General features: G+C 70.2%; 12 protein-coding genes. 6 read left to right on the forward strand and 6 right to left on the reverse strand.

The window, feature by feature from the left end; translation table 11 throughout:
* Window positions 1-10: 10 nt before the first annotated feature.
* Window positions 11-1282 carry a DivIVA domain-containing protein gene (locus tag ADL01_RS26015; protein ID WP_053744453.1) on the forward strand — a complete coding sequence of 424 codons (1272 nt, stop codon included), beginning with the start codon at window positions 11-13 and terminating at the stop codon, window positions 1280-1282.
* 172 nt (window positions 1283-1454) lie between these two features.
* On the opposite strand, the gene ileS is transcribed toward ADL01_RS26015, so the two are convergent.
* Complete coding sequence (gene ileS / locus ADL01_RS26020; RefSeq protein WP_053744454.1) at window positions 1455-4604, reverse strand: isoleucine--tRNA ligase; 3150 nt, start codon at window positions 4602-4604, stop codon at window positions 1455-1457.
* Window positions 4605-5183: 579 nt separating this feature from the next.
* Between ileS and ADL01_RS26025 the strand changes: the two genes are divergently transcribed.
* The 4 genes from ADL01_RS26025 to ADL01_RS26040 all read left to right on the forward strand — a co-directional run bounded on the left by ADL01_RS26025 (window position 5184) and on the right by ADL01_RS26040 (window position 8209).
* Entirely contained in the window at window positions 5184-6023 is an 840-nt protein-coding gene (locus ADL01_RS26025) for a TraR/DksA family transcriptional regulator (protein WP_053744455.1), read from the forward strand.
* Window positions 6024-6138: 115 nt separating this feature from the next.
* Window positions 6139-6711 (forward strand): signal peptidase II, encoded by a 573-nt coding sequence (gene lspA / locus ADL01_RS26030; protein ID WP_053744456.1) that lies wholly within the window; start codon window positions 6139-6141, stop codon window positions 6709-6711.
* Window positions 6712-6788: 77 nt separating this feature from the next.
* Window positions 6789-7733, forward strand: a complete 945-nt coding sequence (locus tag ADL01_RS26035; protein ID WP_053744457.1) for an RluA family pseudouridine synthase — start codon at window positions 6789-6791, stop codon at window positions 7731-7733.
* A 5-nt stretch (window positions 7734-7738) separates the two neighbouring features.
* A complete protein-coding gene (locus tag ADL01_RS26040) occupies window positions 7739-8209 on the forward strand; it encodes a GNAT family N-acetyltransferase (protein WP_053744493.1) in 471 nt (156 codons plus the stop codon).
* A 99-nt stretch (window positions 8210-8308) separates the two neighbouring features.
* Here ADL01_RS26040 and ADL01_RS26045 read toward each other — a convergent pair whose 3' ends face one another.
* Entirely contained in the window at window positions 8309-9424 is a 1116-nt protein-coding gene (locus ADL01_RS26045; protein ID WP_053744458.1) for a mechanosensitive ion channel family protein, read from the reverse strand.
* A 93-nt stretch (window positions 9425-9517) separates the two neighbouring features.
* Between ADL01_RS26045 and ADL01_RS26050 the strand changes: the two genes are divergently transcribed.
* Entirely contained in the window at window positions 9518-10087 is a 570-nt protein-coding gene (locus ADL01_RS26050) for a dienelactone hydrolase family protein (protein WP_053744494.1), read from the forward strand.
* Between the two features lie 45 nt (window positions 10088-10132).
* Here ADL01_RS26050 and ADL01_RS26055 read toward each other — a convergent pair whose 3' ends face one another.
* From ADL01_RS26055 to ADL01_RS26070, 4 genes are all read right to left on the reverse strand, one after another.
* The gene (locus ADL01_RS26055) at window positions 10133-11806 is read right to left on the reverse strand and encodes an alkaline phosphatase D family protein (RefSeq protein WP_053744459.1); all 1674 of its coding nucleotides are present in this window, start codon (window positions 11804-11806) and stop codon (window positions 10133-10135) included.
* A gap of 136 nt (window positions 11807-11942) precedes the next feature.
* Entirely contained in the window at window positions 11943-12791 is an 849-nt protein-coding gene (locus ADL01_RS26060) for a thioredoxin domain-containing protein (protein ID WP_053744460.1), read from the reverse strand.
* Window positions 12792-12903: 112 nt separating this feature from the next.
* The gene (locus ADL01_RS26065; protein WP_053744461.1) at window positions 12904-13602 is read right to left on the reverse strand and encodes a hypothetical protein; all 699 of its coding nucleotides are present in this window, start codon (window positions 13600-13602) and stop codon (window positions 12904-12906) included.
* Window positions 13603-13684: 82 nt separating this feature from the next.
* Complete coding sequence (locus tag ADL01_RS26070; protein WP_053744462.1) at window positions 13685-15010, reverse strand: DUF2252 domain-containing protein; 1326 nt, start codon at window positions 15008-15010, stop codon at window positions 13685-13687.
* Between the last annotated feature and the right edge of the window lie 19 nt (window positions 15011-15029).

The following is a 15029-nucleotide window of genomic DNA, read 5'->3' on the forward strand; positions in this document are numbered from 1 at the left end:
AGGTGAAGAGATGCCATTGACCCCCGAGGATGTGCGGAACAAGCAGTTCACGACCGTCCGCCTCCGAGAAGGCTATGACGAGGACGAGGTCGATGCCTTCCTCGACGAGGTCGAAGCCGAACTGACCCGCCTGCTCCGCGAGAACGAGGATCTGCGCGCCAAGCTGGCCGCTGCCACGCGCGCCGCTGCCCAGAACCAGCAGCAGGGCATGCGCAAGCCTCCTGAACAGCAGGACCAGCAGCAGGGCATGCAGCAGCAGGGGATGCAGCAACAGGGCATGCCCCAGCAAGGGATGCCGCAGCAGGGCATGCGAGGCCCGGGCGGCCCGGTGCCCGCCGGCATATCGGGCCCGCCGCAGCAGATGGGTGGCCCCATGGGTGGCCCGCCCCAGCTGCCCAGCGGCGCGCCGCAGTTGCCCCCCGGCGGTGGCCAGGGCGGTCCGCAGGGTCCCGGCCCGATGGGTCAGGGCCCCATGGGCCAGAACCCCATGCAGGGGCAGATGGGCCAGGGCGGCATGCCCGGCCAGATGCAGGGTCAGATGGGGCAGATGGGTCAGGGCGGCATGCCCGGCCAGATGCAGCAGATGCCCGGTCAGCAGATGCAGGGACAGATGCAGCAGATGGGCGGCCCGATGGGCGGTCCCATGGGTGGTCCCCCGCAGATGGGCGGCCCCGGTCAGGGTCCCGGTGGAGACAGCGCCGCGCGCGTTCTCTCGCTGGCCCAGCAGACCGCCGACCAGGCGATCGCCGAGGCTCGTTCCGAGGCCAACAAGATCGTCGGCGAGGCACGCAGCCGCGCCGAGGGCCTGGAGCGCGACGCCCGCGCCAAGGCCGACGCTCTTGAGCGGGACGCCCAGGAGAAGCACCGCGTCGCGATGGGCTCCCTGGAGTCCGCCCGCGCCACGCTGGAGCGCAAGGTCGAGGATCTGCGTGGCTTCGAGCGCGAGTACCGCACGCGTCTGAAGTCCTACCTGGAGTCGCAGCTGCGTCAGCTGGAGACCCAGGCCGACGACTCGCTGGCCCCGCCGCGCACTCCGGCCACGGCCTCTCTGCCGCCGTCCCCGGCGCCCTCGATGGCCCCGGCCGGCGCCGGTGTCCCGTCGTACGGCGGGAACCAGGGCATGGGTGGTCCCGGCCCGGCTGCCCCGTCCTACGGCGGCCAGCAGCAGATGTCTCCGGCCATGACCCAGCCCATGGCTCCGGTCCGGCCGCAGGGCCCGTCTCCGATGGGGCAGGCTCCTTCACCGATGCGCGGCTTCCTGATCGACGAGGACGACAACTGACGGCCTCTAGTACGCCTTAGGCGTCGTCGGCGTTCAGGGCGGGGCCCCGGATTTTCTTCCGGGGCCCCGCCCTTTTGCGTGTGCCGGTGACGCCGAAGGCCCGCTCCCGCCGACGACCGCAAGAACGGAAGTCGGGGGGAGCGGGCCTTCGTGTGTGCTGGGCGTGTCGCCGTTACGCCTTGCGCAGGCGGAACGTCAGTGACAGACCCTCGTCCGTGAACGGGTCCCCGAAGGTGTCGTCCGTCTCACCCTGGCCGAAGTCGGTGGCCAGGACCTCGTCGGAGATCAGACCGGAGTGCTCGGTCAGGGCGGCGGTGACCGCCGGGTCCGTGGACGTCCAGCGCAGGGCGATGCGGTCGGCCACGTCGAGGCCGCTGTTCTTGCGGGCCTCCTGGATCAGCCGGATCGCGTCACGCGCGAGGCCCGCCTGACGCAGCTCCTCCGTGATCTCCAGGTCGAGGGCGACCGTCGCGCCCGAGTCGGACGCCACCGACCAGCCCTCGCGCGGGGTCTCCGTGATGATGACCTCGTCCGGCGCCAGTGTGACCGTCTCGCCGTCGACCTCCACCGACGCCGTGCCCGCGCGCAGGGCGAGGGACAGCTCGGCGGCGTCGGCGTTCGCGACGGCCTTCGCCACGTCCTGGACGCGCTTGCCGAACCGCTTGCCCAGGGCGCGGAAGTTGGCCTTGGCGGTGGTGTCGACCAGCGAGCCGCCGACATCGGAGAGGGACGCGAGGGAGCTGACGTTGAGCTCCTCCGTGATCTGCGCGTGCAGTTCACGGTCGAGGGTCTCGAAACCGGCCGCCGCCACCAGGGCGCGGGACAGTGGCTGACGCGTCTTCACGCCCGACTCCGCGCGCGTGGCACGGCCGAGCTCGACCAGCCGCCGTACGAGCACCATCTGCTTCGACAGCTCCGGGTCGATGGCGGACAGGTCCGCCTCGGGCCAGGTGGTCAGATGGACGGATTCGGGGGCGCCCGGGGTCACCGGCACCACCATGTCCTGCCAGACCCGCTCGGTGATGAACGGGGTCAGCGGGGCCATCAGCTTCGTGACCGTCTCGACGACCTCGTGCAAGGTGCGCAGCGCGGCCTTGTCGCCCTGCCAGAAGCGGCGCCGGGACCGGCGCACGTACCAGTTGGACAGGTCGTCGACGAACGCCGACAGGAGCTTGCCGGCGCGCTGGGTGTCGTACGCCTCCAGGGACTGCGTCACCTGGTCGGTGAGCGCGTGGAGTTCGGACAGGAGCCAGCGGTCCAGGACCGGGCGGTCGGCGGGGGCCGGGTCCGCCGCGGAGGGGGCCCAGTTCGACGTACGCGCGTACAGGGCCTGGAAGGCGACCGTGTTCCAGTACGTGAGGAGCGTCTTGCGGACGACCTCCTGGATCGTGCCGTGGCCGACGCGGCGGGCCGCCCACGGGGAACCGCCGGCCGCCATGAACCAGCGCACCGCGTCCGCGCCGTGCCGGTCCATGAGCGGGATCGGGTCCAGGGTGTTGCCCAGGTGCTTGGACATCTTGCGGCCGTCCTCGGCGAGGATGTGGCCGAGGCACACCACGTTCTCGTAGGACGACTTGTCGAAGACGAGGGTGCCGACCGCCATCAGCGTGTAGAACCAGCCGCGGGTCTGGTCGATGCCCTCGCTGATGAACTGCGCCGGGTAGCGGGACTCGAACAGTTCCTTGTTCTTGTACGGGTATCCCCACTGCGCGAACGGCATCGAACCCGAGTCGTACCAGGCGTCGATGACCTCGGGCACGCGTGTGGCCGGCTGTCCGCAGTCGCCCTGGGGGCAGGCGAAGGTGACCGCGTCGATGAAGGGGCGGTGCGGGTCGAGGTTCGACTGGTCCGTGCCGGTCAGCTCGGTCAGCTCGGCCCTGGAGCCGACGCAGGTGAGGTGGCCCTCCTCGCAGGTCCACAGCGGCAGCGGAGTGCCCCAGTAGCGGCTACGGGACAGGGCCCAGTCGATGTTGTTGCTCAGCCAGTCGCCGAAGCGGCCGTTCTTGACCGTGTCCGGGAACCAGTTGGTCTTCTCGTTCTCCTGGAGGAGACGGTCCTTGACGGCCGTGGTGCGGATGTACCAGGACGGCTGCGCGTAGTAGAGGAGCGCGGTGTGACAGCGCCAGCAGTGCGGGTAGCTGTGCTCGTACGGGATGTGCTTGAAGAGGAGGCCGCGCTGCTGGAGGTCCTCGGTGAGCTGTTCGTCCGCCTTCTTGAAGAAGACGCCGCCCACGAGGGGGACGTCCGCTTCGAAGGTGCCGTCCGGGCGCACCGGGTTGACGACCGGCAGGCCGTAACTGCGGCACACCTTGAGGTCTTCCTCACCGAAGGCGGGGGACTGGTGGACCAGGCCCGTACCGTCCTCGGTCGTCACGTAGTCCGCGTTCACCACGTAGTGGGTGGGCACGTCGGCCGGGAACTCGATCAGCTCGAACGGACGTTGATAGGACCAGCGCTCCATCTCGGCGCCGGTGAAGGTTCGGCCGGTGGACTGCCAGTCCTCGCCGAGCGCCTTGGTGAGCAGCGGCTCGGCGACGACGAGCTTCTCTTCACCGTTCGTCGCCACCACGTAGGTGACGTCGGGGTGGGCGGCGACCGCGGTATTGGAGACCAGCGTCCAGGGCGTCGTCGTCCAGACGACGAGGGCGGCCTCGCCGGCCAGCGGACCGGAGGTGAGCGGGAAACGGACGTACACGGACGGGTCGACGACCGTCTCGTAGCCCTGGGCCAGCTCGTGGTCCGACAGGCCCGTGCCGCAGCGCGGGCACCAGGGGGCGACGCGGTGGTCCTGGGTCAGCAGTCCTTTGTTGAAGATCTCTTTCAGCGACCACCAGACCGACTCGATGTACTCGGGGTCCATCGTGCGGTAGGGGTCGTGGAGGTCGGTCCAGTACCCCATGCGGTTCGTGAGCGCCTTGAAGGCGTCCGTGTGCCGGGTCACCGACTCGCGGCACTTGGCGTTGAACTCGGCGATGCCGTACGCCTCGATGTCCTGCTTGCCGGAGAAGCCGAGCTCCTTCTCGACCGCCAGCTCCACCGGGAGGCCGTGGCAGTCCCAGCCGGCCTTGCGGGCCACGTGGTAGCCGCGCATGGTGCGGAAGCGCGGGAACACGTCCTTGAAGACGCGGGCCTCGATGTGGTGGGCCCCTGGCATGCCGTTGGCGGTGGGCGGGCCCTCGTAGAACACCCATTCGGGGCGGCCCTCGGACTGCTCGAGGCTCTTGGCGAAGATCTTCTGCTCGTCCCAGAACTCGAGCACGGCGTGCTCAAGGGCGGGCAGGTCGACCTGGGCGGGCACCTGGCGGTACGTCGGCGTTGTCATCAGCGAGCTTCCTCCGGCGGACTTTCTGCCTTCCGTCGGAGGGACGAGAGCCGGAATTCTCCGGACGCCGTGTACGGCGTACTCCCGCGGTACCACCCTCCTTGGCTCCCCGGTGCGCCGTGCGCACCCGTGAGCCCCCTCATTGGGGTCGCGATACCGGGTCTACTGGCCTTGGCTGTCCTGCTCGCCTCGCTGCGGCTTTCTTCCGGCGGCTCCGGGGTGATCTTCGCGTCGCGCTCGCCCCCGGGCTTCCACCGTCCCCGGGTCGCTCTGGGCTGCGTACGCCGCTACTCGTCCCCATCCACGCTTCTCGCTCCGCCCAGTGTACGGCGCCCCGCCGACAGCGGCCGACCGGTTTTCCGGCCACCCGAACGGCGAGGGCCGAGTATCCGGATTCCAGGACGCCCGGCTCGGCGGATTACCTGGCCAAGAGCTGGGCACAACGCTTGCAGGCTTGCCCCGCGGGACCGGCGAGGTGGGCGGATCGGGTGGCGTTCCGCGTTGCCGCGGGACTCAAGTCGATTTATCGTCCCAGCACGATTCGCGAGCAGGATCCCACTATGTGAAGGGGCCGCGGTCATGGTGGCGAAGAAGACCGCCGTACAGCAGTCGGCGTCCAGCAGTTCCACGGGATCCACGGCCGCGGAGGCCTCCGGCGGTGGCAAGGGCACGGACGCGAAGAAGAGCGCCCTCAAGAAGGGCGCCGCGAAGAAGACGGCGGCCACGAAGACGGTGGCCGGGAAGGCCGTCGTGAAGACAGCTGCCAAGGCGGCTGCCGTGAAGACAGCCGTCGTGCAGACGGCTGTCGAGAAGAAGGCCGCCGCGTCCCGACGCGACGCGGCTGCGGGCGGCGCCGGCAAACGCACCTCCAAGAAGAGCACGGCCAACAAGGCGGGCGCGGCCGAGGCCGCGAAGAAGACGGGAGCCACGACGGTGGTTGCGAAGAAGAGTCCTGGCACGGCCACGGCGGCGGAGAAGCCCGGCGCGGTACCCAAGGCGCGGATCGTCACGGCGGCCGAACCGGGCGAGCTCGCCGTACGCCCCGGTGAGGACCCCTGGACACCGCAGGAGGTGGCTCAGGCGCGCGCCGAGCTGCAGTCCGAGGTGCTGCGGCTGCGCGCCGAGATCGAGACGTCCGAGCAGTCGCTCGTGGGTCTCATGCGGGACTCGGGGGACGGCGCGGGCGACGACCAGGCGGACACCGGTACCAAGAACATCACGCGCGAGGGAGAGATGGCCCTGGCGGCCAACGCGCGCGAGATGCTGAGCCAGGACGAGCGGGCCCTGGAGCGGCTGGACGCGGGCACGTACGGCCTGTGCGAGAACTGCGGCAACCCGATCGGCAAGGCGCGTATGCAGGCCTTCCCGCGCGCGACGCTGTGTGTCGAGTGCAAGCAGAAGCAGGAGCGGCGCTACTGACCGTTCCGGGAAGCCCTGTCGTGCCGATTCGCGCCGTGCGCCTCCTGCACTCATGTGTGCCAGGAGGCGTGTCGTACTCTCGTCCTCAGTCAGGAACCTAGGTTGAGGGACTCACGTGGCAGAGGCGGAGCGCATCATCGGTACGCCGGACATCCCAGACGCGGCGGGAGCCGATCCGGAGACCCCGGACCAGCGGCCCCGGGGCAGGCGCCGGATCGTCGTCCTGTTCACGGTCGCCGCGCTGGCATACGCCCTGGACCTCGTCAGCAAGATGGTCGTCGTCGCCAAGCTGGAGCACCACGCGCCGATCGAGATCATCGGGGACTGGCTGAAGTTCGAGGCGATCCGCAACGCGGGCGCCGCCTTCGGCATGGGCCAGGCCTTCACCGTGATCTTCACGGTCATCGCGGCGTCCGTGATCGTCGTGATCGTCCGCCTGGCCCGCAAGCTCTACAGCCTGCCCTGGGCGATCGCGCTCGGTCTGCTGCTCGGCGGCGCGCTGGGCAATCTGACCGACCGGATCTTCCGCTACCCGGGCGTCTTCAAGGGCGAGGTCGTCGACTTCATCGCGCCCAAGCACTTCGCGGTCTTCAACCTCGCCGACTCGGCGATCGTCTGCGGCGGCATCCTGATCGTCCTGCTGTCCTTCAAGGGGCTCGACCCGGACGGGACCGTCCACAAGGACTGAGGGCTTCAGGGGGGCTTGAGGGGGGTTTGTCCACAGGCCCGGTCGGGGGTTCCGGGCCGGTCCGGCATACTCGACGGGTGAGTACGATTCCCGAGATCCGCAACCTGCCCGTGCCGGACGGCCTGGAGGGCGAGCGCGTCGACGCCGCCATCTCCCGGATGTTCGGCTTCTCCCGTACGAAGGCCGCCGAGCTGGCCGCGGCGGGGAAGGTCATGGTCGACGGCTCGGTGGTCGGCAAGTCGGAGCGGGTGCACGGCGGCGCCTGGCTCGAGGTCGAGATGCCGCAGGCACCCGCGCCCGTGCAGGTGGTGGCCGAGCCGGTCGAGGGCATGGAGATCGTGTACGACGATGACGACATCGTCGTGATCGTCAAGCCCGTGGGCGTGGCCGCGCACCCGTCGCCCGGCTGGACGGGGACGACCGTCATCGGCGGGCTCGCCGCCGCCGGCTACCGCATCTCCACTTCCGGCGCCGCCGAGCGCCAGGGCATCGTGCACCGGCTTGACGTCGGCACCTCCGGCCTGATGGCGGTCGCCAAGTCGGAGCGCGCGTACACGTCGCTCAAGCGCCAGTTCAAGGAGCGCACGGTCGACAAGCGCTACCACACGCTGGTCCAGGGCCACCCCGACCCGATGAGCGGCACGATCGACGCACCCATCGGTCGGCACCCGAACCACGACTACAAGTGGGCGGTCACGGCCGAGGGCAAGCCGTCCGTCACGCACTACGACCTCATCGAGGCGTTCCGTGCGGCCTCCCTGCTCGATGTGAAGCTGGAGACCGGCCGCACCCATCAGATCCGCGTCCACATGGCCGCCCACCGGCACCCCTGCGTCGGCGACCTGACGTACGGGGCGGACCCGACGCTCGCCAAGCGGCTCGGCCTGACCCGCCAGTGGCTGCACGCCGTACGTCTCGGCTTCGAGCACCCCGGTGACGGCACGTGGGTCGAGTTCGAGAGCGTCTACCCGGACGACCTGGCGGGCGCCCTGGAGCGGGTCCGCGAGGAGACCTACGCGTGACCTCGCTGACTCCGCCGCCGTACGTGGTGCGTGTCGCCGAGGATTCCGCCGACCGCGAGGCCTGCTTCGCGTTGCGCAAGGAGGTCTTCGTCGCCGAGCAGCGGGTGCCGGAGGATCTGGAGTACGACGAGTTCGACGCGGGCGCGCTGCATGTGCTGGCCGTCCGGGAGGACGGGGTGGCGCTCGGCACGGGGCGGCTGCTGTACGGGGAGGCGGCGGCCGGGCGGACCGGGGGCGATCTGTCCGTGGGGTCGCTGGGACGGCTCGCGGTGCGGAAGGAAGCGCGCGGGCTGGGGGTCGGGGTCGCGCTGGTCCGGGGGATCGAGGAGGCGGCTCGGGGACTGGGGCTTGTCGCCGTGGACCTGCATGCGCAGAGCGCCGCGGCGGGGTTCTACGAGCGGCTCGGGTATGCCGGATACGGGGAAGAGTTCTGGGAGGCGGGCATCGCTCATCTTGCGATGCGCCGTTCTTTTTGAGGGTTTTCTCTCACCCGCGCACCGCCCGTGGCGGGTCCGTTGAAAAGTGGACCTCGCCAGTGGGGGGTGCTGTTCGTCGGCGGCCGACCCGCCGTGGGTTCAGGTTCTGCTCGCCGTCCTTGGTGTGTCGTGCGCCCTTCGTGGTGCTCCGTCGTGGAAGCGGCGAGTCGTCTCGGTGCCCGGGGGCAGGGCCGCGTCCGCCGTGTTGACCCGGGGCAGGGCGTACGCGTGGTGTTCGGTCAGCCAGCGGATCATGCCCTCGCGGACGTGCACCCGGACCTTCCAGACGTCGTCCGCGTCCTTCGCCGTCACCAGCGCGCGGACCTCCATGGTGCTCGGGGTGGCGTCCGTCACGGACAGGTCGCAGGCGCGGCCGTCCCAGGCTGGGCACTCGCGCAGGAGGTCGCGAAGCTTCTCGCGCATCGCCTCCATGGGCGCGGTGTGGTCCACGTGCCAGAAAACGATGCCGGTCATCTGCGCACCGCCCCGCGACCAGTTCTCGAAGGGCTTCGAGGTGAAGTAGGAGACCGGCATCGTGATGCGGCGCTCGTCCCAGGTGCGCACGGTCAGGAACGTCAGCGTGATCTCGTCGACGGTGCCCCACTCGCCGTCCACCACGACCGTGTCGCCCATGCGCACCATGTCGCCGAAGGCGATCTGGAACCCCGCGAACATATTGCTCAGCGTCGACTGGGCCGCCACACCGGCGACGATGCCGAGGACACCGGCGGAGGCCAGCAGGGAGGCGCCGGCCGCGCGCATCGCCGGGAACGTCAGCAGCATCGCCGCCACCGCCACGACGCCCACGATCGCCGCGACCACCCGCATGATCAGCGACACCTGGGTACGCACCCGGCGAACCCGGGCCGGGTCGCGGTGGGCGCGGGCGTAACGGGAGTACGAGGTGTCCACGATCGCCGCCGTGATGCGCACGACCAGCCACGCCGTCGAGCCGATCAGGACCAGCGTCAGGGCACGGCCGAGGGTGACCTCGTGTCCGTGGAGCAGATCGGCCTCGTCGTAGGACCCTCTGAGCAGCGCCGCGCACAGGACGAGCTGGTAGGGCACGCGGCCCCGCCGCAGCAGTCCCCACAGGGGTGTCTCGGTGTGTCCTTCGTCCGCCTTGCGCAGCAAACGGTCCGTGACCCAGCCGATGAGCAGCGTGAGCACGACCGAGCCACCCAGGACGATCAACGGGCGCAGTACGTTCTCCATGCGGGAGAACGTAACCGGAGAAGGGGGGTCATGAACATGTGGCCCCGGGTGGGCTGGCACACACGGCGAATTCGGGGCTGGCACGATGTGTTCATGAACGTCATGCTCTTTCACTCGACCTATGGACTTCGGCCCGCGGTGCACGCCGCGGCGGACCGGCTGCGGGCGGCCGGACACGAGGTGTGGACCCCCGACCTCTTCGACGGGCACACCTTCGAGACCGTCGAGGAGGGCATGGCCTTCAAGGACGCCACAGGCAAGGACGAGCTGCTCAAGCGGGCGATCCTGGCCGCCGCGCCCTACTCCGGGCGCGGTCTGGTGTACGCGGGGTTCTCCTTCGGCGCCGCGACCGCGCAGACGCTCGCGCTCGGCGACGACAAGGCGCGCGGGCTGTTGCTGCTGCACGGCACGTCGGACATCGCCGAGACGGCGTCGGTGGACGAGCTGCCGGTCCAGCTGCACGTGGCCGAGCCGGACGCGTTCGAGACCGACGACTGGCTGGGCTCCTGGTATCTCCAGATGGGCAAGGCGGGCGCCGACGTGGAGATCTACCGGTATGCCGGTGCCGGGCACCTCTACACCGACCCCGGCCTGCCGGACTACGACGAGGAGGCGGCCGAGGCCACCTGGCGGGTGGCGCTCGGCTTCCTCGACAGTCTGTAGACCGGGGGCGCGGGTACTCGCGGCCGTCTACACCGGGTCGGCCGTCTACACCGGGTCGTACGTCCGTTCCATCTTCTGCGTGCCGCTGAGTGTGCGGTACGAGCGCCACCAGGCCGAGGTCGCGTTCGGCTTCGTGCGGTCGGACAGTACGTAGTAGTCCATCTGCGCGCGGTCGGCGGTGATGTCCAGGACGCCGTAGCCGTGGCGGTCGGTGTCGACCCAGTGGACGTGCCGGTTGGCCGCGCGGATGATCGGCGCGGCGAGCGCGGTGACGGTTCCCTCGGGGACCTTGACGAGGTCGTCGAGGTTGTCGGAGGTGACCGACGTGACGACGAACTCCGTGGCGGCCGACGGCGACAGGGGGTAGGTCCCGGCGTCCACGGGCACGTCGTTGGCCCACGCCATGTGGATGTCGCCGGTCAGGAAGACGGTGTTGCGGATCGCGTTCGAGCGCAGGTGGGCGAGGAGTTCACGGCGGTCGTCCGTGTAGCCGTCCCACTGGTCGGTGTTGAGGGCGAGGCCCTCCTTGGGCAGGCCGAGCAGCTCGGCGAGGGGCTTGAGGAGGTCGGCGGTGAGGGAGCCGATGGCGAACGGCGAGATCATCACCGAGTTCCCGACCAGCCGCCAGGTGGTGTCCGAGGCCTTCAACCCGGCTTTCAGCCAGTCCAGTTGGGCCCGGCCGGTGATCGTACGCGCCGGGTCGTCGACTGAGCCCTTGCCCACGGCCGCCTGCTGGGAGCGGAACGAGCGCAGATCGAGGAGGGAGAGGTCGGCGAGCTTGCCGAAGCGCAGGCGCCGGTAGGTGGTGCCCGCGATCGCGGGGCGGACCGGCATCCACTCGAAGTAGGCCTGCTTCGCGGCGGACTGGCGGTTCGACCAGGCGCCCTCAGTGCCCTCGGTGTGGTTCTCGGCGCCGCCCGACCACGCGTCGTTGGCGAACTCGTGGTCGTCCCAGATCGCGATGACGGGGGCTGTCGCGTGGAGGGCCTGGAGGTCGGCGTCGGTCTTGTAACGGCCGTGCCGTACGCGGTAGTCGGCGAGGGTGAGGATCTCGTGGGTGGGGGCGTGCGGGCGTACGACGGTGCCACGGGTGCCGTACTCGCCGGTGCCGTACTCGTAGATGTAGTCGCCGAGGTGCAGCCAGGCGTCCAGGTCGCGGCGGGCCGCGAGGTGGCGGTACGAGGAGAAGTAGCCGGCTTCCCAGTTGGCGCAGGAGACCACGCCGAAGCGGAGACCCGTCACGGCGGCGTCCGCGGCGGGCGCGGTGCGGGTGCGGGCGGCGGGGGAGTCCGTGCCGCCGGCCGAGAAGCGGAACCAGTAGTCCGTGGCGGGCGCGAGGCCCCGGATGTCCGCCTTGACGGTGTGGTCGCTGGCCGCCGTCGCGGTGGTCGAGCCCTTGGACACAAGGTTCGTGAACGCCTTGTCGCGGGCGACGATCCAGCTCACCTCGGTGTCCGGGCCGATCCCGGAACCGGGTATCGCTTCGGCCGTGGGCGTCACACGCGTCCACAGCAGGATGCCGTCAGGCAGCGGATCGCCGGAGGCGACGCCGTGCAGGAAGGCGGGGGCTTCGGCGGCTGCGCTCGCGGGCAGCGCGGCGGCCAGGGGGCCGGCCAGTACGGCGGTGGCCGCGGCGGCCTTGACGACCGTACGGCGGCGCGGGGCGAGGGAGTTGGCCTCGGCGCCCGTGGACTCGGTGGAACTGATTCGACTCGTCACGGGCGCTGAGATTACTGATCAGTAAGCCGGTGGAACGGGCGAACCGGCTAAAGTTCGCCCGCTCTTCGGCTGATCGTCCACTGGGGCCGAGCGGCGCACCGTACGACAGGCGCTCTGGACGCCGCGAAGCCGCTGCTCAGGCCTTCAGCGCCGCCGCGATCGCGGTGGTGAAGTCGGCGGCAGTCATGGGCGCGGCCTTGCCGTCGGGGCCCGTGAGCTTCTTGCCGTCCATCACCAGGCTCGGCGTGCCGTTGACGCCGTCCTTGTTGGTGTTGAACGTCTCGGACATGGCCAGTGCCCAGGCGTCGTACGTGCCGTTCTTGACGGCGGTCTGGAACGTGGCGTTGTTCTTGAGCGCGGCGACCGTGTTCGCGACCTTGATCAGGTAGTCGTCGCTCTTGAACTTGTCCTCCGTCTCCTCGGGGTGGAACTTCGGCGAGTAGAGCGCGGTCTTGTACTCCAGGAACGCCTCCGGGCTCACGTTCAGCGCGGCGCCCATGGCGCTCATCGCGTTCTTGGAGCCCTCGCCGCGGGAGCCGACCTCGATCTTCCCGTTGTTGTCGGTGTCACCGTCGATGAACGTGCCACCGATGTACTGGATCTTGAACTTGCCCGCGTCGAAATCCTGCTTGAGGGTCGGGCCGACCGTCGCCTCGAACTGGGCGCAGATCGGGCAGCGCGGGTCCTCGTACAGCTTGAGGGTCTTCTTGGCGGTGCTCTTGCCGAGGACCACCGTCGTGCCGTTCGTCCCGGTGGTGTTGGCCGGCGCGACGACCTTCTCGTCCTTCGCCGCGGCCCAGTGGCTCGGCTTGTTGCCCTGCACGACCGCGTAGCCGATACCGCCGGCTATCGCGAGGACGGCGACGACGGCGCCGGCCACGACGACCTGCCGCTTGACCTTGTCGCGCTTGGCCTGGCGCTCGCGCTCCTCGCGCAGACGCTCACGTGCCGCGCTCTTGGACGCGTGGCTGTTTCGCTGGCTCATGCTGATGATCTCCCTGGTGAACGCGTACGCGTCATGGGCGTCGTACGCGGAAGTGAAATGAAGGACTTGCCAGTGCGCGTCGCTCTGCGCTGTCGCTCGGGCGAGTGGTCGCTCAGGCGATGGCGAGCGGACTCGGGCTCGGGCTCGGCGGTCCTCGTCGTCCCAGGGAGTGCACGAGCAGGCGTGTGCGGAGGGCGGCGGTGCGCTGAGTCGGCCGCGGCAGGCGGCGTACCGCCGGGGCGGACCGGACCGTCACCGCGGCGGCCAGCAGCAGCGGGCGGAAGGTGGAGGTGGTGACCCCGGCGAGCAGCTGGGCCAGGGCCCGTTCGCCCCGGCGCAGCCAGGCGGCGGCCAGCAGCCCCACGCCGACATGCGCGGCCAGCAGCAGCCAGGCGGCCTGGGGGCCCGCGTCGGCGAGCAGCGCCGTCACCCGGTCGGTGTCGGTACCCGTCACCCGGGCCAGCGGGGTGCCCACGCCGTCACCGGCGCACAGCACGTCGAAGCCGACCGAACGGAGCGGGCCGGCGACCGGGCCGCCCGCCCGGCCGTAACAGACCGTCTGGCCGGTGGTGAAGACCGTGTCGGCGGCCAGCTCCAGCGGGATCAGCAGGGCCGCGATCCGGGCGAAGCCGCGCTCACGGCCGGCCAGCGCGTACGCGACGACGAAGACGGCGGCGGCGATCACGGCCACCGTCCCCATCGGCAGCGGAACCCTGGACAGCAGCACGTGCGACGCGGTGCTGAGCGTCACGACGAGTGCCGTGAACAGCGCCGCGCGTACGGCTCTGAAGGGGGTCCCGGATATGTCCATAGCGGTGGAGAGTGTGTCACGGACTCACGTAGGAGGCCCCTAAAAAATCCCTGTGAGCCTGTGCACTGTCCGAAGGGGCCGCCTACAGGCCCGGGATCCGGCCGTTGCGGAACAGGTCCACGAAGATCTGGTGGTCGCGGCGCGCGCGTGCCCCGTACTCGTGGGCGAACTCCACCAAGAGGTCCGCGAAGCCCGCCTCGTCAGCCGCGATCACCGCGTCGATGGCCCGCTCCGTGGAGAAGGGCACCAGGGACTCGCCGGACTGGTCGTCCGCCGCCGCGTGCATCGTGGCCGTCGCCCGGCCCAGGTCGGCGACGACGGCCGCGATCTCCGCCGGGTCGTCGATGTCACCCCAGTCCAGGTCCACGGCGTACGGCGACACCTCGGCGACCAGCTGACCGCGGCCGTCCAGCTCGGTCCAGCCCAGCCAGGGGTCGGCGTGGTCCTGGAGGGCGCGCTGCGAGATCACCGTGCGGTGGCCCTCGTGCTGGAAGTAGCCCCGGATCGCCGGGTCGGTGATGTGCCGGGAGACGGCCGGGGTCTGGGCCTGCTTGATGTAGATCACCACATCGTTCTCCAGGGCGTCCGTGGCGCCCTCCAGAAGGATGTTGTACGAGGGGAGCCCGGCCGAGCCGATGCCGATGCCGCGCCGGCCGACGACGTCCTTCACCCGGTAGGAGTCCGGGCGGCTCAGGGACGACTCCGGCAGCGTCTCCAGGTAACCGTCGAACGCGGCCAGCACCTTGTAGCGCGTGGCCGCGTCCAGCTCGATGGAGCCGCCGCCCGGCGCGAAGCGGCGCTCGAAGTCGCGGATCTCCGTCATCGAGTCGAGCAGTCCGAACCGGGTCAGCGAGCGCGCGTCGCGCAGCGCGTCCAGCAGGGGTCCCTGGGCGGTGTCCAGGGTGAACGGCGGCACCTCGTCGCTCTTGGCACCCGTGGTGAGGGCGCGGACGCGCTCGCGGTACGCGTCCGCGTACGTGCGCACCAGGTCGGTGATCTGCTCGTCGGAGAGAGCCTTCGCGTACCCGATGAGAGCCAGGGAGGCGGCGAGGCGCTTGAGGTCCCAGGTGAACGGGCCGACGTACGCCTCGTCGAAGTCGTTGACGTTGAAGATCAGCCGGCCCTGCGCGTCCATGTACGTGCCGAAGTTCTCCGCGTGGAGGTCGCCGTGGATCCACACGCGCGAGGTGCGCTCGTCCAGGTAGGGACCGCCCCGCCGTTCCGCCTCCAGGTCGTGGTAGAAGAGGCACGCCGTACCCCGGTAGAACGCGAACGCGGAGGCCGCCATCTTGCGGAACTTCACGCGGAACGCGGCCGGATCGGCGGCCAGGAGCTCGCCGAACGCGGTGTCGAACACGGTGAGGATCTCCTCGCCGCGGTGCTCGGCGCTGAGCTGCGGAACCGACATCGCTGGGTGCCTCCTGGTG

It is taken from the genome of Streptomyces sp. NRRL WC-3618, from assembly GCF_001280005.1.
Lineage (GTDB): Bacteria > Actinomycetota > Actinomycetes > Streptomycetales > Streptomycetaceae > Streptomyces.

What these genes read in the sequence shown, in the direction of transcription:
- ADL01_RS26015 (WP_053744453.1), top strand. Translation starts at nt 11, where the DNA reads ATGCCATTGACCCCCGAGGATGTGCGGAACAAGCAGTTCACGACCGTC.
- ileS (WP_053744454.1), bottom strand. Translation starts at nt 4,604, where the DNA reads ATGACAACGCCGACGTACCGCCAGGTGCCCGCCCAGGTCGACCTGCCC.
- ADL01_RS26025 (WP_053744455.1), top strand. Translation starts at nt 5,184, where the DNA reads ATGGTGGCGAAGAAGACCGCCGTACAGCAGTCGGCGTCCAGCAGTTCC.
- ADL01_RS26045 (WP_053744458.1), bottom strand. Translation starts at nt 9,424, where the DNA reads ATGGAGAACGTACTGCGCCCGTTGATCGTCCTGGGTGGCTCGGTCGTG.
- ADL01_RS26050 (WP_053744494.1), top strand. Translation starts at nt 9,518, where the DNA reads ATGAACGTCATGCTCTTTCACTCGACCTATGGACTTCGGCCCGCGGTG.
- ADL01_RS26060 (WP_053744460.1), bottom strand. Translation starts at nt 12,791, where the DNA reads ATGAGCCAGCGAAACAGCCACGCGTCCAAGAGCGCGGCACGTGAGCGT.
- ADL01_RS26065 (WP_053744461.1), bottom strand. Translation starts at nt 13,602, where the DNA reads ATGGACATATCCGGGACCCCCTTCAGAGCCGTACGCGCGGCGCTGTTC.
- ADL01_RS26070 (WP_053744462.1), bottom strand. Translation starts at nt 15,010, where the DNA reads ATGTCGGTTCCGCAGCTCAGCGCCGAGCACCGCGGCGAGGAGATCCTC.